The organism is Arcobacter sp. CECT 8983, assembly GCF_004118855.1.
In the GTDB taxonomy this organism is placed as follows: Bacteria; Campylobacterota; Campylobacteria; order Campylobacterales; family Arcobacteraceae; genus Halarcobacter.
On record NZ_PDKF01000002.1, the window covers coordinates 67,105 to 80,542 of the forward strand.

Sequence of the window (13,438 nt, forward strand, 5' to 3'; positions counted from 1 at the left end):
ATTTATGAAAAAAATTATTCTACTTCTTTCTTTGGTACTTTGTGCTTTTTCACAAGAACTACTTGTAAATGAAAAAATTTCTAACTTCTCTTTGCCTAATCAGTTTGATGAGAAAAAGACAATTGATGAAAATGTGCAAACAATCATTGTCTCTTTTGAAAAAGGAACAGGAAAAGAGGTAAATGAATTTTTAGAGCAAAAAAATCCAGATTTTTTAAAAGAACACCATGCTGTTTTTATAGCAAATATTTCAGGAATGCCTATGTTTATAACAAAAATGTTCGCTTTGCCTAAGATGAAAAACTATAAACATGAAATTCTTTTAATCTATGATGAAAAAGATGATAGATTTAAAGCAAAAGATGGAATGTCAACTTTATATGAACTTGAAAATGGAGTTATAAAAAGTATAAAGTTTATTTCAAAAGATGATTTAGAAAAAGTTTTTCTATGAAACCAACAAAGTTAGAAATAAAAAATCTTAAAGTAAAAGCTAAGAATTTGCAGGGTTTGCAAATTCTTCACTTAAGTGACTTACATATAAACAAAAAAACAAAAATAGAAGATATTAAAAAATTAGTAAGCTTTTGCAATGACATAGAATATGACTTTTTAGCTCTTACAGGAGATATTATTGATTGTAAAGCAGACAAAATAATACCTCAGCTTGAAGCTTTAAATCTTTTGAAAAAGGTATTTTATATAAGTGGTAACCATGATATATTTTATGGACTAAAGAGATTAAAAACTCTTTTAACAAACTTTACTTTTCTAGATAATAAAACCATTTTTATAAAATACCAAAACAAAGAGATTGCCCTTGCTGGAATAAGTGATAGATTCTCAAAATTTTTTAAAATACAAAGAGAAGAAAAAAAAGTCTTTGAATTTTTAAAAAACAATGAAGACTCAATCTTACTTGCCCATCAACCAAAAGATTACTCTTTAGCAGTAAATTCAAATACGAAACTTTTCTTATGTGGACATACCCATGGAGGTCAAGTTTTTCCCTTTCACTATTTTGTAAGGCTTTTCCAACCTTTTTTAGCAGGAATTTTTTATAAAAAAAACACTTGTGTTTATGTAAACAAAGGTTTAGGAACTTGGGGTATTGATTTTAGATATAAAGCAGATAGTGAAATAACTCTTTTAAAGTTATGTTAATAGAAATATGAACAAAAATTCATAAAGTGTTAAATCTTTATTAACTCATAATTTCTTATTCATTAATGCTTATTCTATAAAATTTTTTTTAATTTAACAAAGGAACTCAATGAAAAAAATCTCGCAATACAAGCTTATAATTTATATATCTTTACTATTTACAGTTTTCTACAATTTCTCATTTTTTAGGAATTTTTCTTTAGCATATAGTTTTACTGGCATTAACATACTTTATACAATAAGTATATTTTTCACTCTGTTTTTATTTATAAGTTTTGTATTATCTTTACTTAGTTCAAGATATTATATAAAACCCTTTTTGATTATTCTAATAATGGTTTCATCTTTTACCGCTTATTTTATGGATACATATAATGTAGTTATTGATAAAGAAATGATAAGAAATACTTTAGAGACAAATCTAAATGAAAGTCTTGATTTATTTAGTTCTCAATTAGTTTTATATGTGGTATTTTTAGGAATAATTCCAAGTTTTTTAGTTTATAAAACAAATATTGATTATGGTTCATTTAAGAAAGAGAGTTTTAGAAAAATAAAAACTCTAATATTAATTTTACTTCTTATTGTTATTACACTTTTTAGTACAAGTAAATTTTACACCTCTTTTTTTAGAGAACATAAAACACTTAAATATTATGCAAATCCTACATACTGGATGTTTGCCATAGTAAATTATACAAAGAAGACATATTTTACAGGTAAAATTATTGTTAAAAAAACAGGAGATGATGCACTTATTGATGAAACACCAGAACATAAAAAAGAATTAATTGTAATGGTAGTAGGGGAAGCAACTAGAGCAGATAGATTCTCTTTAAATGGATACAAAAGAGATACAAACCCACTTTTAGAAAAACAAGAAGTTTATAACTTCTCTAATATGTCATCATGTGGAACCTCTACTGCATACTCTGTCCCTTGTATGTTTTCTAAATTTACAAGAGATAACTATAGTCATAGTAAAGCCGTATCAAATGAAAATTTACTTGATGTTTTAAAACATACAAAAGATGTAAATATTTTATGGAGAGATAATAACTCAGATTCAAAAGGTGTTGCAGTAAGAGTAAAATATGAGGATTATAAATCTAAAGATTTAAATACTATTTGTGAAAATGGTGAATGTAGGGATGAAGGAATGCTAGTAGGTTTAGATAAAATTATCAAAGATAGTAAAAGTGAAGATATTTTTATTATATTACATCAAATGGGAAATCATGGACCAGCATACTATAAAAGATATCCTAAAAGATTTGAAAAATTCAAACCTGTTTGTAAAACAAATCAGTTAGAAAAATGTACAAAAGAAGAGATTACAAATGCTTATGATAATGCCATTTTACATACAGATTATTTTTTATCTAAAGTAATAGATTTTCTAAAACCTTATTCAAATAAATATGATACAGCTATGTTTTATATGAGTGATCATGGAGAAAGTCTTGGAGAAAATGGAATATATTTACATGGTATGCCTTATTTTATGGCTCCAACAGAACAAACACATGTTGCCTCACTTATGTGGTTTGGTAATAGTATGAAAAAACAATTGGATTTAAATAAATTAAATAAAATCAAAAATAATAGTTTTTCACAAGATAATCTATTTCATACAATTCTTGGATTATTTGAAGTACAAACAGATGTTTACAATAAAAACCTTGATATATTATCAACTATTAGAAAAGAGCAAAAATGAGAAATCAACCAAAATACAATTTTATTAAAAATACTTCATATGCAGTTAATGGATTAAAAGATTTAATAAAAAGTGAAAGTTCATTTAAAATTGAACTTCTCTTTTCTATTATTCTCTTACCTATTATAATTTTTATTGATCAAACACTTACAAATAAACTACTTTTATTTATAACTTTTAGTGGCGTTTTATTAGCAGAAATAATAAATAGTGCAATTGAAAGAACAGTTGATTTAGTTACATTAGAATTTCATCATATGGCAAAAAGAGCAAAAGATGTTGGAAGTGCTATTGTTTTTATAAGCATCACTATTTGTACAATCACTTGGTTAATCATTTTATTAAATTAAGATGATTATTTTCCAAATTTAACTAAAAGAATTAACCCAAATATTGTCAAAAGTATTCCAAAAAGACTAGTTATACTTGGAGCTAAGGCTGATAAGAAAATCATTTCTGCAATCAAGGCAAAAAACACTTCCCCTGATTGAGAGGCATCTACAATCACAAGTTTTGATGAACTATTGGCAATACTTCTTGCATATAAAAATAAAGAAGTTGCAATTACCCCTGATAATAAAGAAACCATTGCTACACTTATAAACTGACCACTTGAAGGAAGAGTAGGATTTGTTATAAAAAAAAGAACCACCCAAAAAGGAAAAGAACCTAAAGTTAATAAAAACACTTTTGCAAAGGCATTATTTAAGATGGTATTTGAAGAGTTATTCTCTTTTCTTCTTTTTTTCTCTTCCCAAATTAATTGATTTCCTAAAGGATAAGAAAAAGCTGCAATAACAACAGGTATAAAACCTAAAAGCAGTAAATCAAGGCTATCAATATTAAAATGCCCTAAATTAACAATTGTTACACCAATAAAAACTATTATAGTGAAAACCCAAGTTAGTTTTGATACTTTTTTCCCAAAAAAAGAAAGAATTATCAATGAGGCTATGATTGTCAATTGCCAAGTTGTAGCAACTACCCAACCAGGAGAAAAATCAGATGCATAACAAATCATTGAATAAAAAAATCCAAAGCCTATAGTTCCACTTATAGTATAAAACCAAAAACTATTTACATAATCTTTTAAAATCTTTTTTAAATAGGCAAAGTCTTTAAAAAATACAAAGCCCATTGCTAAAAATAAAACTGTATAAAAAAATCTAAGGCTTGCAGTCCAATACCAATGACCACCTTCTAAAGATATTGCTCTATTGATAACAAAAGTTGCACTAAAAAATAGCGCTGCTAGTAAACCAATAAGTAGAAGATAAAAAGAGCTTTGTTCATATTTTTGTATTATTTGTATAAATCTATTCAAGTGAAATCCTATTTAAAGATTATATCTCTTTCTTTTTATCCTAAAATAAAATAATCGTTCATTTTATATTCATATTTTTGTACTATAATTTAATTATGAAAATTTTAATTATAGAAGATGATGAAAAAATTATTAACTTTTTGAAAAAAGGTCTTGAAGAAGAATCTTATAGTGTTGATTACTCTTTGAATGGAGATGAGGGTATTTACTTAGCTAGTGTGAATACTTATGATTTAATACTTCTTGATATCATGCTTCCTATAAAAGATGGTATTGAAGTATGTAAAACATTAAGAAACAATTCTATTTACACGCCTATTATAATGCTTACAGCAAAAGACTCTATAGAAGACAAAATAAAAGGTTTAGATATTGGAGCAAATGATTATTTAGCTAAACCTTTTTCATTTAGTGAATTACTTGCTAGAATAAGAGTACAACTAAGGGCTACTAATCAAAATCAAACTACTCTAAAATTAGCTGATTTAGAATTAGATTTACTAACTAAAACAGCAAAAAGAGGTGAAGATATGATAAACCTTACAGCAAAAGAGTTCGCACTTTTAGAGTATCTAATAAAAAACCAAAACAAAGTTTTATCAGAAAGTGTTATTAGTTCTTCACTAAGTAATATGGATGATATGAACATGAGTAATATTGTAAATGTATATATCTATAGATTAAGAAATAAAATTGATAAACCATATGAAAAGAAACTTATCAAAACAATACGAGGCTTAGGGTTTAAAATAAGTGATGACTAATCTATCTATTAAAAGAAAACTTCTTATTTATAATATCTTTATTCAAGTATTAATCTTAATGCTTTTTTCATTTTCTATTTATAAAACCTTAGAAGTGTCATCAAAGGATAAGTTAGAAGCTACATTAAAAGTAATTTTACTTGATATTACAGATGATATTATAGAGCATAAAAAAGTGATTAATACAAGAGAATTTGATGAAGAAAAAGAGTATAAATTTGAACCTTTATATATAAGACTTTTAAAAGAAGAAGATAAGTACAAAGAGATTAAAAATAACAACTTTCCAAGTGATATAATAGTTAATAATAAATACTTAAAAACGCTTATTTTAAATCAAATCAAATTTGAGTATAAAAAGCACTATATAATTAGTAGATTAAAAATCCAAATGGATAAAAACTATTATGTTCTTGAAGTTGCCACAAACTTTTCTGCTATAAACTCTACACTAGAAAACCTAGTTTATATTTTGATGTTTATAGTTCCTATTATTCTAATTTTATCTATTATTGGTGGTTACTTCTTAATTTATAAATCTTTTTTACCTATAGAAAAACTACTTCAAAATTTAAAAAGTATTAATGCAAGTGATTTATCAAAAAGGTTAGAATCAAAAAATAAAAATGATGAAATAGATTTATTGTCTCAAGAAATAAATAACCTTTTGCAAAGACTTGAAATCTCTTTTGAAAAGATTTCACAGTTTAGTTCTGATGCTTCCCATGAATTAAAAACTCCCCTTACAATTATTAGGGGAGAAATAGAAATAGCTTTAAGAAAAGATAGAGAATCAAGTGAATATAAAAAAACCTTATCAAACTGTTTAGATGAGCTTATTACCATACAACAAACTATTGATGATTTACTATTTTTAGCTAAAAATGAACATGAAGTTTTAGAAAAAAAAGAGGAAGTTATATACTTAGATGAAGTTTCCCTTGAAGCTTACAAAGAGATGCAAGCTTTTGCAAAACTAAAAAATATCAACCTTGAATGTCAAATAAAAGAGCCTCTACAAATAAAAGGTCACCATAAACTTTTAAAAATAGCCATAAAAAATATTTTAAAAAATGCCATTACTTTTAGCCACAAAAACTCAACGGTGATTATTTCAAACTATCAAGATGAAGATAATCAAGTTATTTGTATAGAAGATAAAGGCATTGGTATCTCAAAAAAAGACCAAGAAAAAATCTTCGATAAGTTTTATAGAACAGATAAAAGTAGAAATAAAGAGTCTGGTGGTACAGGACTTGGAATGTCAATTGTTGAAAAAATTATAAAGATTCATAAAGCACAGATAAAACTTCAAAGTGAAGAGAATCTTGGAACAAAAGTATATTTTATATTTAGAGGTTAAGAAATGAATATAAAAAAAGTTGTAAAAATAAGTTTTATATTGATTGTTTTATCTATAATCACTATATTTTCAATAAATAGTATAATTCTTGTAAAATTAAATGAAAACCAAAGTTCAAAAAAACAAATTTCAAATCTTGTTCTTACACAAGAAAATATGAATCTTCTTGTAGAGGATATTATTAATTCAAACAGCATTGAACAACTAAATGAAATCAAAAAAGAGTTTCATACAAATGAGATTGCCTTTGAAAAAATTCTTTCTGAAATTTTTATAGAAGATAAAGACGATACATTAGATTTTTTTATCCAAGATATTCATAAACATCCTATTATCTCAAAACATTTACAACTGCTTTCTAAATCAGAAAAGAAAATTGAAGAGAAGTTTGACATGATTTTTAATCTACAAAAAAGAAAAATAGAGTTAAATAAACTTTTTAAAATAAATTATCCAAATGAAAGTAAAATTAGAAAAAATATAGAAAAAGAAATTTTAAAAACTAAAAATGTTCAGTTTATTCAACAATTTTCAGACATAAAATATTATAGTAAAGAAGTTCTTTTTCAACACAAAAATAGTAAATACTTACATATTTGGTTAGAAAAAGCAAAGCTACTAAAACAAAACTATAATAATGAAAAGTTTGAAGAGTATATAAAAGTTTTTAATAAAGTTGCAAACTATATTCTAAAGCTGGAAGAAGTAAAAAGAAAAGAGATTGAAACACAATCAAAAATCGATAATATCATTAAGAGTAATAAGAAATTAAATACAACTATAGAAAATGAGATTGAAACTCTTTCATCAAATTTTATTAAATCTGCTTATTCTTTAATTATTTCATTACTTGTTTTTACTATTATTTTTATAATCTACTTAGCTTTTAAAGTAAATAAAAATGTTTCTCTTAGTTTTGATGAAATTGAAGAAAAAGTAGAAAATGGATTAAAAACTATTAAAAAGTTAAATAATGAAATAGAGAATACTCAAAAAGAAGTTGTCTTTACTATGGGCGCTATTGGAGAAAGTAGAAGTAAAGAAACAGGAAACCATGTAAAAAGAGTAGCTGAATATTCTAAACTATTAGCTTTATATTATGGTCTTTCAAAAGAAGAAGCTGAACTTTTAAAACAAGCAAGTCCCATGCATGATATAGGAAAGGTTGCTATTCCTGACTCTATTTTAAACAAACCTGGAAGATTTGATGATAAAGAAAGAGAAATTATGAATACCCATGCACAACTTGGTTATGAAATGTTAAAACACTCAAATAGACCTCTTTTAAAAGCTGCTGCTATTGTGTCTTTAGAACATCATGAAAAATGGGATGGAACTGGTTATCCAAAAGGATTAAAAGGTGAAGAGATTCATATTTATGGAAGAATCACTGCAATTGCTGATGTCTTTGATGCCTTAGGAAGTGATAGATGTTATAAAAAAGCTTGGGAAGATGAAAAGATATTCAAACTTTTTAAAGAAGAAAAAGCAAAACATTTTGACCCTAAATTAGTTGATATCTTTTTTGAAAAGCTAAATGAATTTTTAGAGATTAGAAATAAATTTAAAGATACGGAAGAATAAAATGAAATCATATATTTGGACACTCCCTACTAGAGTTTTTCACTGGCTATTTGCCTCTTTTATGTTAATTGTTTTTTTAACTGATGATGATAAACTTTTAAAATACCATGCTATTGTAGGTTATTCAATTTTAGTTCTTATATTTTTTAGACTTTTTTGGGGATACTTTGGACCAAAATACTCTAAATTTAAAGACTTCAATGCAAACAAAAAAAGTATCAAAGAGTTTATGAAAAATCTATTTAGCAAAAATCAAAACTACATAGGACATAACCCTTTAGCTTCACTTGTTATGCTTGGAATGTTTATTTTCTCATTACTAGCTATCTTTACAGGTATCGTTACTTATGGAGTTGAAGAACATAAAGGTATTTTGTCTTTTTTAAATAGCTCATTTTTCAAAAGCTTTGATGATATCCACGAATTTTTTGCAAATTTTATTATCTTTTTAGTTGTACTTCATTTAGCTGGCATTTTTATTGATAAAGTTTTACATGCAAAACATGAAACACTAAACTCAATTTTCACAGGATATAAAAAATTTGATACAAAAGAAGATATAAAATTAAATATTTTTCAAAAACTACTAGCCTTCTTGTTTTCTATAGCTTTAATTATATTTACTTTTTATAATCTCTTTTTTAATAGTATATTTATAAATTGAAAAGGTAAATTATTTTTTACCATTTTAATTTAAACTAAAGTTACATTTGCTAATATTACATTTCAGGTTTGTGGTACAAACTGACATCTTGACCTTATCTTTCAAGTGCTGTCTTACTTTTTTATGGTTATTAATAAACTATTTTAAAACCATACTTTTCAAAACTATTTTATCATTGTTAGGAGAATGCATGAACTTTTGGCAAAATTTCAAAAGAGATTTTTTAGTTAAATTTTGGGCTCCAATTCCTGCTGTTATTGCACTAGGAATTTTATCGGCTTATTATTTTGGACTTACAGGAACTTACTGGGCTGTTACAGGTGAGTTTACTAGATGGGGTGGACATGTTTTAGAAGCCTTTGGTGTAGATTTATCTACTTGGGGATATTACAAAATTATGAATATGGATGGTAATATTTTTACAAGAGTAGATGGTGTGATGATTATTGGTATGTTTGCAGGTTGTATTGCAGCAGCATTTTGGGGAAATAATGTAAAACTTAGAATGCCAGCAAGTAATATTAGAATTTTTCAAGCATTAATTGGTGGTATTATTGCAGGATTTGGTGCAAGACTTGGTATGGGTTGTAACCTTGCAAGTTTCTTTACTGGTATTCCTCAATTTACATTTCATGCTTGGATGTTTACTATTGCTATGATTTTAGGGGTTTATTTAGGAGCAAAGTTCTCTTTATTACCTTTTTTCCAATCTAAAATCAAGCTTCAAAAAGTATCTTGCACTAAACCTCTAAAAAAAGATGAGTCTAAAGTAAAAAGTCTATTTACTCTTGGTTCTTTTGCTTTTATTGCAATTATTATTTGGGCTTTATATTTAATTTTTGCACAAGGAAGTACAAAACTTGGTATGGCTATGTTATTTGGTAGTGCATTTGGTCTTGCAATTGCAAAAGCTCAAATTTGTTTTACATCTGCATTTAGAGATATCTTTACAACAGGAAGAAGTGAATTAGCAAAAGCAATTGTTATTGGTATGGCTGTTTCAACTATTGGTGTATTTTCTTATATTATGATTGGTCAACCTCCAAAAATTATGTGGGCTGGACCAAATGCTATAATTGGTGGTATTTTATTTGGTTTTGGTATTGTATTAGCAGGTGGTTGTGAATGTGGTTGGATGTATAGAGCAGTTGAAGGTCAAGTTCATTTCTGGGTTGTTGGTATTGGAAATGTAATTGGTGCAACTTTACTTGCATTTGTTTGGGATGATTTATCTTTAAGCTTAGCTACAAGCTGGCCAAAAATTAATCTACTTGAAGTATTTGGAAATTATGGTGGTCTATTCTTAAATTATGGATTACTAATTTTACTTTTTGCACTAATTTTAGTATTAGAAAAAAGATATTTAAATAAATCAAAAAATAGATAAGGATTTAAAATGAATGTTGAAGAAATTATTCCTGATTATAGACTAGATATGCAAGGAGAACCTTGCCCATATCCAGCAGTAAATGCTTTAGAAACAATGAAAGAGTTAAAAGAAGGAGAAATCCTCGAGATAATCAGTGATTGTCCTCAAAGTATTAATAATATCCCTGCTGATGCAAAGAATCATGGATACAAAGTATTAAATGTAGATAGTAGTGGTCCTACTATTCGATACATAATTCAAAAATAAATAATCAAGTTATTGATTTAAACTATTTTAAAAGAGCACATTGAGTATAATACCTCTTAAAAAAGAAGAAGTATGACTCCTTTAGAAATTGCTGACATAATTGGTATTATCTCATTTGCTCTAAGTGGCTTTTTAATTGCTGTTCACTATAAACTTGATATTTTAGGTGTATTTATATCTGCATTTCTAACTGCCCTTGGTGGAGGAATGATAAGAGATGTAATAGCAAATAAAACACCTTATGTTTTAAGTGATAACCTCCCTATTATTTTAGTTAGTTCGACTTTATTCTTATCATTTATTTTTAAACTTCATAAAACAACTGATCTTGAAGGGAAGACTTGGTTTATTATCTCAGATGCTATTGGTTTAGTATCTTTTGCTATTACAGGAGCACTAATTGGAATAAGAGCTGATTTTAACTTCTTAGGTGTTTTAATGCTTGCATTTTTAACAGCAGTTGGAGGTGGTACGATTAGAGATATTTTAATAAATAAGGTTCCATCTATTTTAGTTTCCGAATTTTATGGAACTGTTGCAATTATAGTTGGTCTAATAACTTATTTCTTACACTTAGGTGGTATTTCATCAATTGTTACTTTAACAATTACTTTTATTTTTGGAGTAACATTAAGACTTTTAGCATATTACAAGAAATGGAGTTTACCTAAACTATAAAGAGTTTACAACCTCATTTCTACCATGTTTTTTTGCAATATATAATAAATCATCTGCTCTTTTAAGTGTTGTTTCTACAGATTCATTAGTTTCTTTATTTAAAGTTGCAACACCAAAACTTGCAGTAACATCAATTTGATTTTCATCTACATTTATAACTGTATCTTCAATCTTTAATCTCATCTTTTCTGCTATTGTTGTTGCTTCTTCTAATTTAGCATTTATAAGTAAGATAATGAACTCTTCTCCACCAAATCTTGCTACTATATCACTTTTTCGAATACTATTTTTAAATATACTTGCAACTTTAATTAGAACTTCATCACCTACATTATGTCCATAAGTGTCATTAATCTTTTTAAATCTATCAATATCAACTGCAATAATACTTATATCTTGTTCATTTCTTTTAGCTAATTCTAATGCTTTTTCAGAGTATTCATTAAAATATCTTCTATTATAAACTTTTGTCAGATAATCTTTATTTGTTAAATCAATTAACTCTTTATTTGCAAGTTCAAGTTTTAAATTAATTTCCCGTAAAGCTGTCTTGTCATAAATATATAAACAAACTATCTTCTTTTCTAAATCATAAGGAACAATAGTTACATCTTGTTGCATAAACTCATAATGAGAATTAATTGAATTGATTCTTATTTTTATTAAATATTTATGTGGATCAACATTAAAATATGAAGGACTTTTTGTTACAAGAGCTGCTTTTACTTTTCTTTTTAGCTTTTTTTCATCAATATATGAAAACTCATAACAAATATTTTTATTTTCAACATCAGTATTTAAAATATTTGTTCTTATTTCTAACCATCTATTCCAAGCTAATATATTTAGGTTTTCATCTAAAATTATAATTCCATTATCTATTGTATTAAACACAGTATCATTAAATTTCATATTAAAACTCTTCTAATATTTTATTTAAAGCTTCTTTTAGAAAAATAGTAGCTTCATCTTTTGAAAGAATTAATAACTCCCCACTAATATTTTGTTCTTTAAAAATTATATCTGTTGAGATAATGATAATATGATCATATTCATTTATATAATTCCTATAAAATGATTCAGAGTTTTTTACTATTTCTATTTGAGGTGGAGAAAAAGAGATGCTAGTTTCTATAAGACCTGCTAGTTTACTTAAAGTAGTAGAGGTGATAATATTTGAAATTTCTAAAATCACATCTTTTAATTCATCATCATCTTTAATTTCTTCTTCATCTAAGTCAAACTCTAAAGCTAAGTTTTCAGTTGATTTTCTATCAATAACAAACATAGTCTCACCACAAAAAGTACCACTAATAAGTTGATTTGTAATGAAGTACTCTTTTTGAATATTTAGTTTACCTTTTAGATAATCTTTAAACTCTTTAGTTGTAACTGTTTTAATATTTGGGATAGATAAAGTTGCTTCTTTATTAATAATATCAGCAATAGCAGCAGTTGCTGAACCGTATGAAATATTCATTAATTCTTGTAAACAATCTTTTTCTTCTTCGTTAAATTGTGTATAATCAGGCATTTATTAATCCTAGTTTTTTTAACATTGATTCTAAATTATTTTGGTTGATTGGTTTTTTTATAAAACCTTTTGCTCCATTATTTTTAGACTTTTCCATTGAAGCTTCTTGGATATCTGCACTTACTATAATTATATTAGCACTAGCATCCTGCTCAATGATTTTTTGTGTAGCTTCAAATCCATCCATAACTGGCATAGTTAAATCCATCAAGCATAAATTTGGTTGATGTTCTTTATAAAGCTCTAAAGCTTCTTGTCCATTTCCTGCTTGAATTACTTCATCTTCTTCATTAATTAAATCTCTTAAAGACTTTATTGTCATTTTTCTCGCCATCTTTGAATCATCTACAACCAAATATTTCATATTTTCTCCAAAAAATAAAAAGATATATTACTTTACAATTATTATATTCATATTACTTTATAATAGTTTTAAGTGAGTTAATAATTGTAATAGTTTCTAATTTTTTTATCTCATTTTCTAAACTTTCTACTGTTTCATTCTCATCTAAAATATATTCACTTTGTAAAATATACTTACCTTCATCATAATTTTCATTTACAAAATGCACAGTACACCCAGATTTCTTTTCCCCTGCTTGAATAACCGCCTTATGTACATTTGTTCCATACATTCCTTTACCGCCAAATTTTGGTAAAAGTGCAGGATGAGAGTTTATAATTCTATTTTCAAATGTTTTTACTAAATTTTCTTCAATTTTCTTCATATAACCAGATAAAAATATATAATCAACTTTAAACTCTAGCATCATATCTGTTATTATTTTATCTAAATTCTCATCAGGATACTTTTTACTATTTATTATAAAATTTGGTATATTTTTTCTTTGAGCTTTTTGTAAAACTTGTGCATTTGAATTGTTTGATATTACAAGAACTACTTGTGCATTTAATTCATTGTTTTCACAAGCATTTTGAATGGTATCAAAACCACTACCATTATGAGAGGATAAAATTCCTATTCTTTTCATTAAATTTCCTAAAAT

General features: G+C 26.0%; 16 protein-coding genes. 11 read left to right on the forward strand and 5 right to left on the reverse strand.

Features of this window, described 5'->3' with window-relative positions:
- The first annotated feature begins 4 nt into the window (after positions 1-4).
- The 4 genes from CRV01_RS00380 to CRV01_RS00395 all read left to right on the forward strand — a co-directional run bounded on the left by CRV01_RS00380 (position 5) and on the right by CRV01_RS00395 (position 3,234).
- A complete protein-coding gene (locus CRV01_RS00380; RefSeq protein WP_129005944.1) occupies positions 5-454 on the forward strand; it encodes a hypothetical protein in 450 nt (149 codons plus the stop codon).
- Positions 451-1,164: a metallophosphoesterase gene (locus CRV01_RS00385; protein WP_129005947.1), complete on the forward strand. Its 714-nt coding sequence runs from the start codon at positions 451-453 to the stop codon at positions 1,162-1,164. The genes CRV01_RS00380 and CRV01_RS00385 overlap by 4 nt, the downstream gene beginning before the upstream one ends.
- Positions 1,165-1,273: 109 nt before the next feature.
- Entirely contained in the window at positions 1,274-2,884 is a 1,611-nt protein-coding gene (locus tag CRV01_RS00390; RefSeq protein WP_129005949.1) for a phosphoethanolamine transferase, read from the forward strand.
- On the forward strand, positions 2,881-3,234 hold the full coding sequence (locus CRV01_RS00395; protein WP_129005951.1) for a diacylglycerol kinase: 354 nt from the start codon (positions 2,881-2,883) through the stop codon (positions 3,232-3,234). Before CRV01_RS00390 ends, CRV01_RS00395 begins: the two co-directional genes overlap by 4 nt.
- Before the next feature lie 5 nt (positions 3,235-3,239).
- On the opposite strand, the gene CRV01_RS00400 is transcribed toward CRV01_RS00395, so the two are convergent.
- Positions 3,240-4,208, reverse strand: a complete 969-nt coding sequence (locus CRV01_RS00400) for a multidrug resistance efflux transporter family protein (RefSeq protein ID WP_129005953.1) — start codon at positions 4,206-4,208, stop codon at positions 3,240-3,242.
- Between the two features lie 95 nt (positions 4,209-4,303).
- Between CRV01_RS00400 and CRV01_RS00405 the strand changes: the two genes are divergently transcribed.
- The 7 genes from CRV01_RS00405 to CRV01_RS00435 all read left to right on the forward strand — a co-directional run bounded on the left by CRV01_RS00405 (position 4,304) and on the right by CRV01_RS00435 (position 10,897).
- Positions 4,304-4,972 (forward strand): response regulator transcription factor, encoded by a 669-nt coding sequence (locus CRV01_RS00405; protein WP_129005955.1) that lies wholly within the window; start codon positions 4,304-4,306, stop codon positions 4,970-4,972.
- On the forward strand, positions 4,965-6,335 hold the full coding sequence (locus CRV01_RS00410) for a cell wall metabolism sensor histidine kinase WalK (protein ID WP_258238271.1): 1,371 nt from the start codon (positions 4,965-4,967) through the stop codon (positions 6,333-6,335). Before CRV01_RS00405 ends, CRV01_RS00410 begins: the two co-directional genes overlap by 8 nt.
- Before the next feature lie 3 nt (positions 6,336-6,338).
- Positions 6,339-7,919 (forward strand): HD-GYP domain-containing protein, encoded by a 1,581-nt coding sequence (locus tag CRV01_RS00415; RefSeq protein ID WP_129005959.1) that lies wholly within the window; start codon positions 6,339-6,341, stop codon positions 7,917-7,919.
- A gap of 1 nt (position 7,920) precedes the next feature.
- Entirely contained in the window at positions 7,921-8,583 is a 663-nt protein-coding gene (locus CRV01_RS00420) for a cytochrome b/b6 domain-containing protein (RefSeq protein WP_129005961.1), read from the forward strand.
- A 190-nt stretch (positions 8,584-8,773) separates the two neighbouring features.
- The gene (gene yedE / locus CRV01_RS00425) at positions 8,774-9,970 is read left to right on the forward strand and encodes a selenium metabolism membrane protein YedE/FdhT (protein ID WP_129005963.1); all 1,197 of its coding nucleotides are present in this window, start codon (positions 8,774-8,776) and stop codon (positions 9,968-9,970) included.
- Positions 9,971-9,979: 9 nt separating this feature from the next.
- Positions 9,980-10,219: a sulfurtransferase-like selenium metabolism protein YedF gene (gene yedF / locus CRV01_RS00430; protein ID WP_129005965.1), complete on the forward strand. Its 240-nt coding sequence runs from the start codon at positions 9,980-9,982 to the stop codon at positions 10,217-10,219.
- 72 nt (positions 10,220-10,291) lie between these two features.
- Positions 10,292-10,897 carry a trimeric intracellular cation channel family protein gene (locus CRV01_RS00435; protein ID WP_129005967.1) on the forward strand — a complete coding sequence of 202 codons (606 nt, stop codon included), beginning with the start codon at positions 10,292-10,294 and terminating at the stop codon, positions 10,895-10,897.
- On the opposite strand, the gene CRV01_RS00440 is transcribed toward CRV01_RS00435, so the two are convergent.
- The 4 genes from CRV01_RS00440 to purN are packed head-to-tail and all read right to left on the reverse strand — an operon-like array spanning position 10,892 to position 13,423.
- Positions 10,892-11,809 (reverse strand): GGDEF domain-containing protein, encoded by a 918-nt coding sequence (locus CRV01_RS00440; protein ID WP_129005969.1) that lies wholly within the window; start codon positions 11,807-11,809, stop codon positions 10,892-10,894. The two genes, CRV01_RS00435 and CRV01_RS00440, sit on opposite strands and share 6 nt — an antisense overlap.
- Before the next feature lies 1 nt (position 11,810).
- Positions 11,811-12,431 (reverse strand): chemotaxis protein CheX, encoded by a 621-nt coding sequence (locus CRV01_RS00445; RefSeq protein ID WP_129005971.1) that lies wholly within the window; start codon positions 12,429-12,431, stop codon positions 11,811-11,813.
- A complete protein-coding gene (locus tag CRV01_RS00450) occupies positions 12,424-12,795 on the reverse strand; it encodes a response regulator (protein ID WP_129005973.1) in 372 nt (123 codons plus the stop codon). Before CRV01_RS00450 ends, CRV01_RS00445 begins: the two co-directional genes overlap by 8 nt.
- A 52-nt stretch (positions 12,796-12,847) precedes the next feature.
- A complete protein-coding gene (gene purN, locus CRV01_RS00455) occupies positions 12,848-13,423 on the reverse strand; it encodes a phosphoribosylglycinamide formyltransferase (RefSeq protein WP_129005975.1) in 576 nt (191 codons plus the stop codon).
- Positions 13,424-13,438: the final 15 nt, after the last annotated feature.

Excerpts from the sequence above, each read along its gene's own strand:
- CRV01_RS00410 (WP_258238271.1), top strand. The coding sequence starts at position 4,965 with ATGACTAATCTATCTATTAAAAGAAAACTTCTTATTTATAATATCTTT.
- CRV01_RS00390 (WP_129005949.1), top strand. The coding sequence starts at position 1,274 with ATGAAAAAAATCTCGCAATACAAGCTTATAATTTATATATCTTTACTA.
- CRV01_RS00395 (WP_129005951.1), top strand. The coding sequence starts at position 2,881 with ATGAGAAATCAACCAAAATACAATTTTATTAAAAATACTTCATATGCA.
- CRV01_RS00435 (WP_129005967.1), top strand. The coding sequence starts at position 10,292 with ATGACTCCTTTAGAAATTGCTGACATAATTGGTATTATCTCATTTGCT.
- CRV01_RS00445 (WP_129005971.1), bottom strand. The coding sequence starts at position 12,431 with ATGCCTGATTATACACAATTTAACGAAGAAGAAAAAGATTGTTTACAA.
- CRV01_RS00440 (WP_129005969.1), bottom strand. The coding sequence starts at position 11,809 with ATGAAATTTAATGATACTGTGTTTAATACAATAGATAATGGAATTATA.
- CRV01_RS00450 (WP_129005973.1), bottom strand. The coding sequence starts at position 12,795 with ATGAAATATTTGGTTGTAGATGATTCAAAGATGGCGAGAAAAATGACA.
- CRV01_RS00405 (WP_129005955.1), top strand. The coding sequence starts at position 4,304 with ATGAAAATTTTAATTATAGAAGATGATGAAAAAATTATTAACTTTTTG.
- CRV01_RS00420 (WP_129005961.1), top strand. The coding sequence starts at position 7,921 with ATGAAATCATATATTTGGACACTCCCTACTAGAGTTTTTCACTGGCTA.
- CRV01_RS00415 (WP_129005959.1), top strand. The coding sequence starts at position 6,339 with ATGAATATAAAAAAAGTTGTAAAAATAAGTTTTATATTGATTGTTTTA.
- purN (WP_129005975.1), bottom strand. The coding sequence starts at position 13,423 with ATGAAAAGAATAGGAATTTTATCCTCTCATAATGGTAGTGGTTTTGAT.
- yedF (WP_129005965.1), top strand. The coding sequence starts at position 9,980 with ATGAATGTTGAAGAAATTATTCCTGATTATAGACTAGATATGCAAGGA.
- yedE (WP_129005963.1), top strand. The coding sequence starts at position 8,774 with ATGAACTTTTGGCAAAATTTCAAAAGAGATTTTTTAGTTAAATTTTGG.
- CRV01_RS00380 (WP_129005944.1), top strand. The coding sequence starts at position 5 with ATGAAAAAAATTATTCTACTTCTTTCTTTGGTACTTTGTGCTTTTTCA.
- CRV01_RS00385 (WP_129005947.1), top strand. The coding sequence starts at position 451 with ATGAAACCAACAAAGTTAGAAATAAAAAATCTTAAAGTAAAAGCTAAG.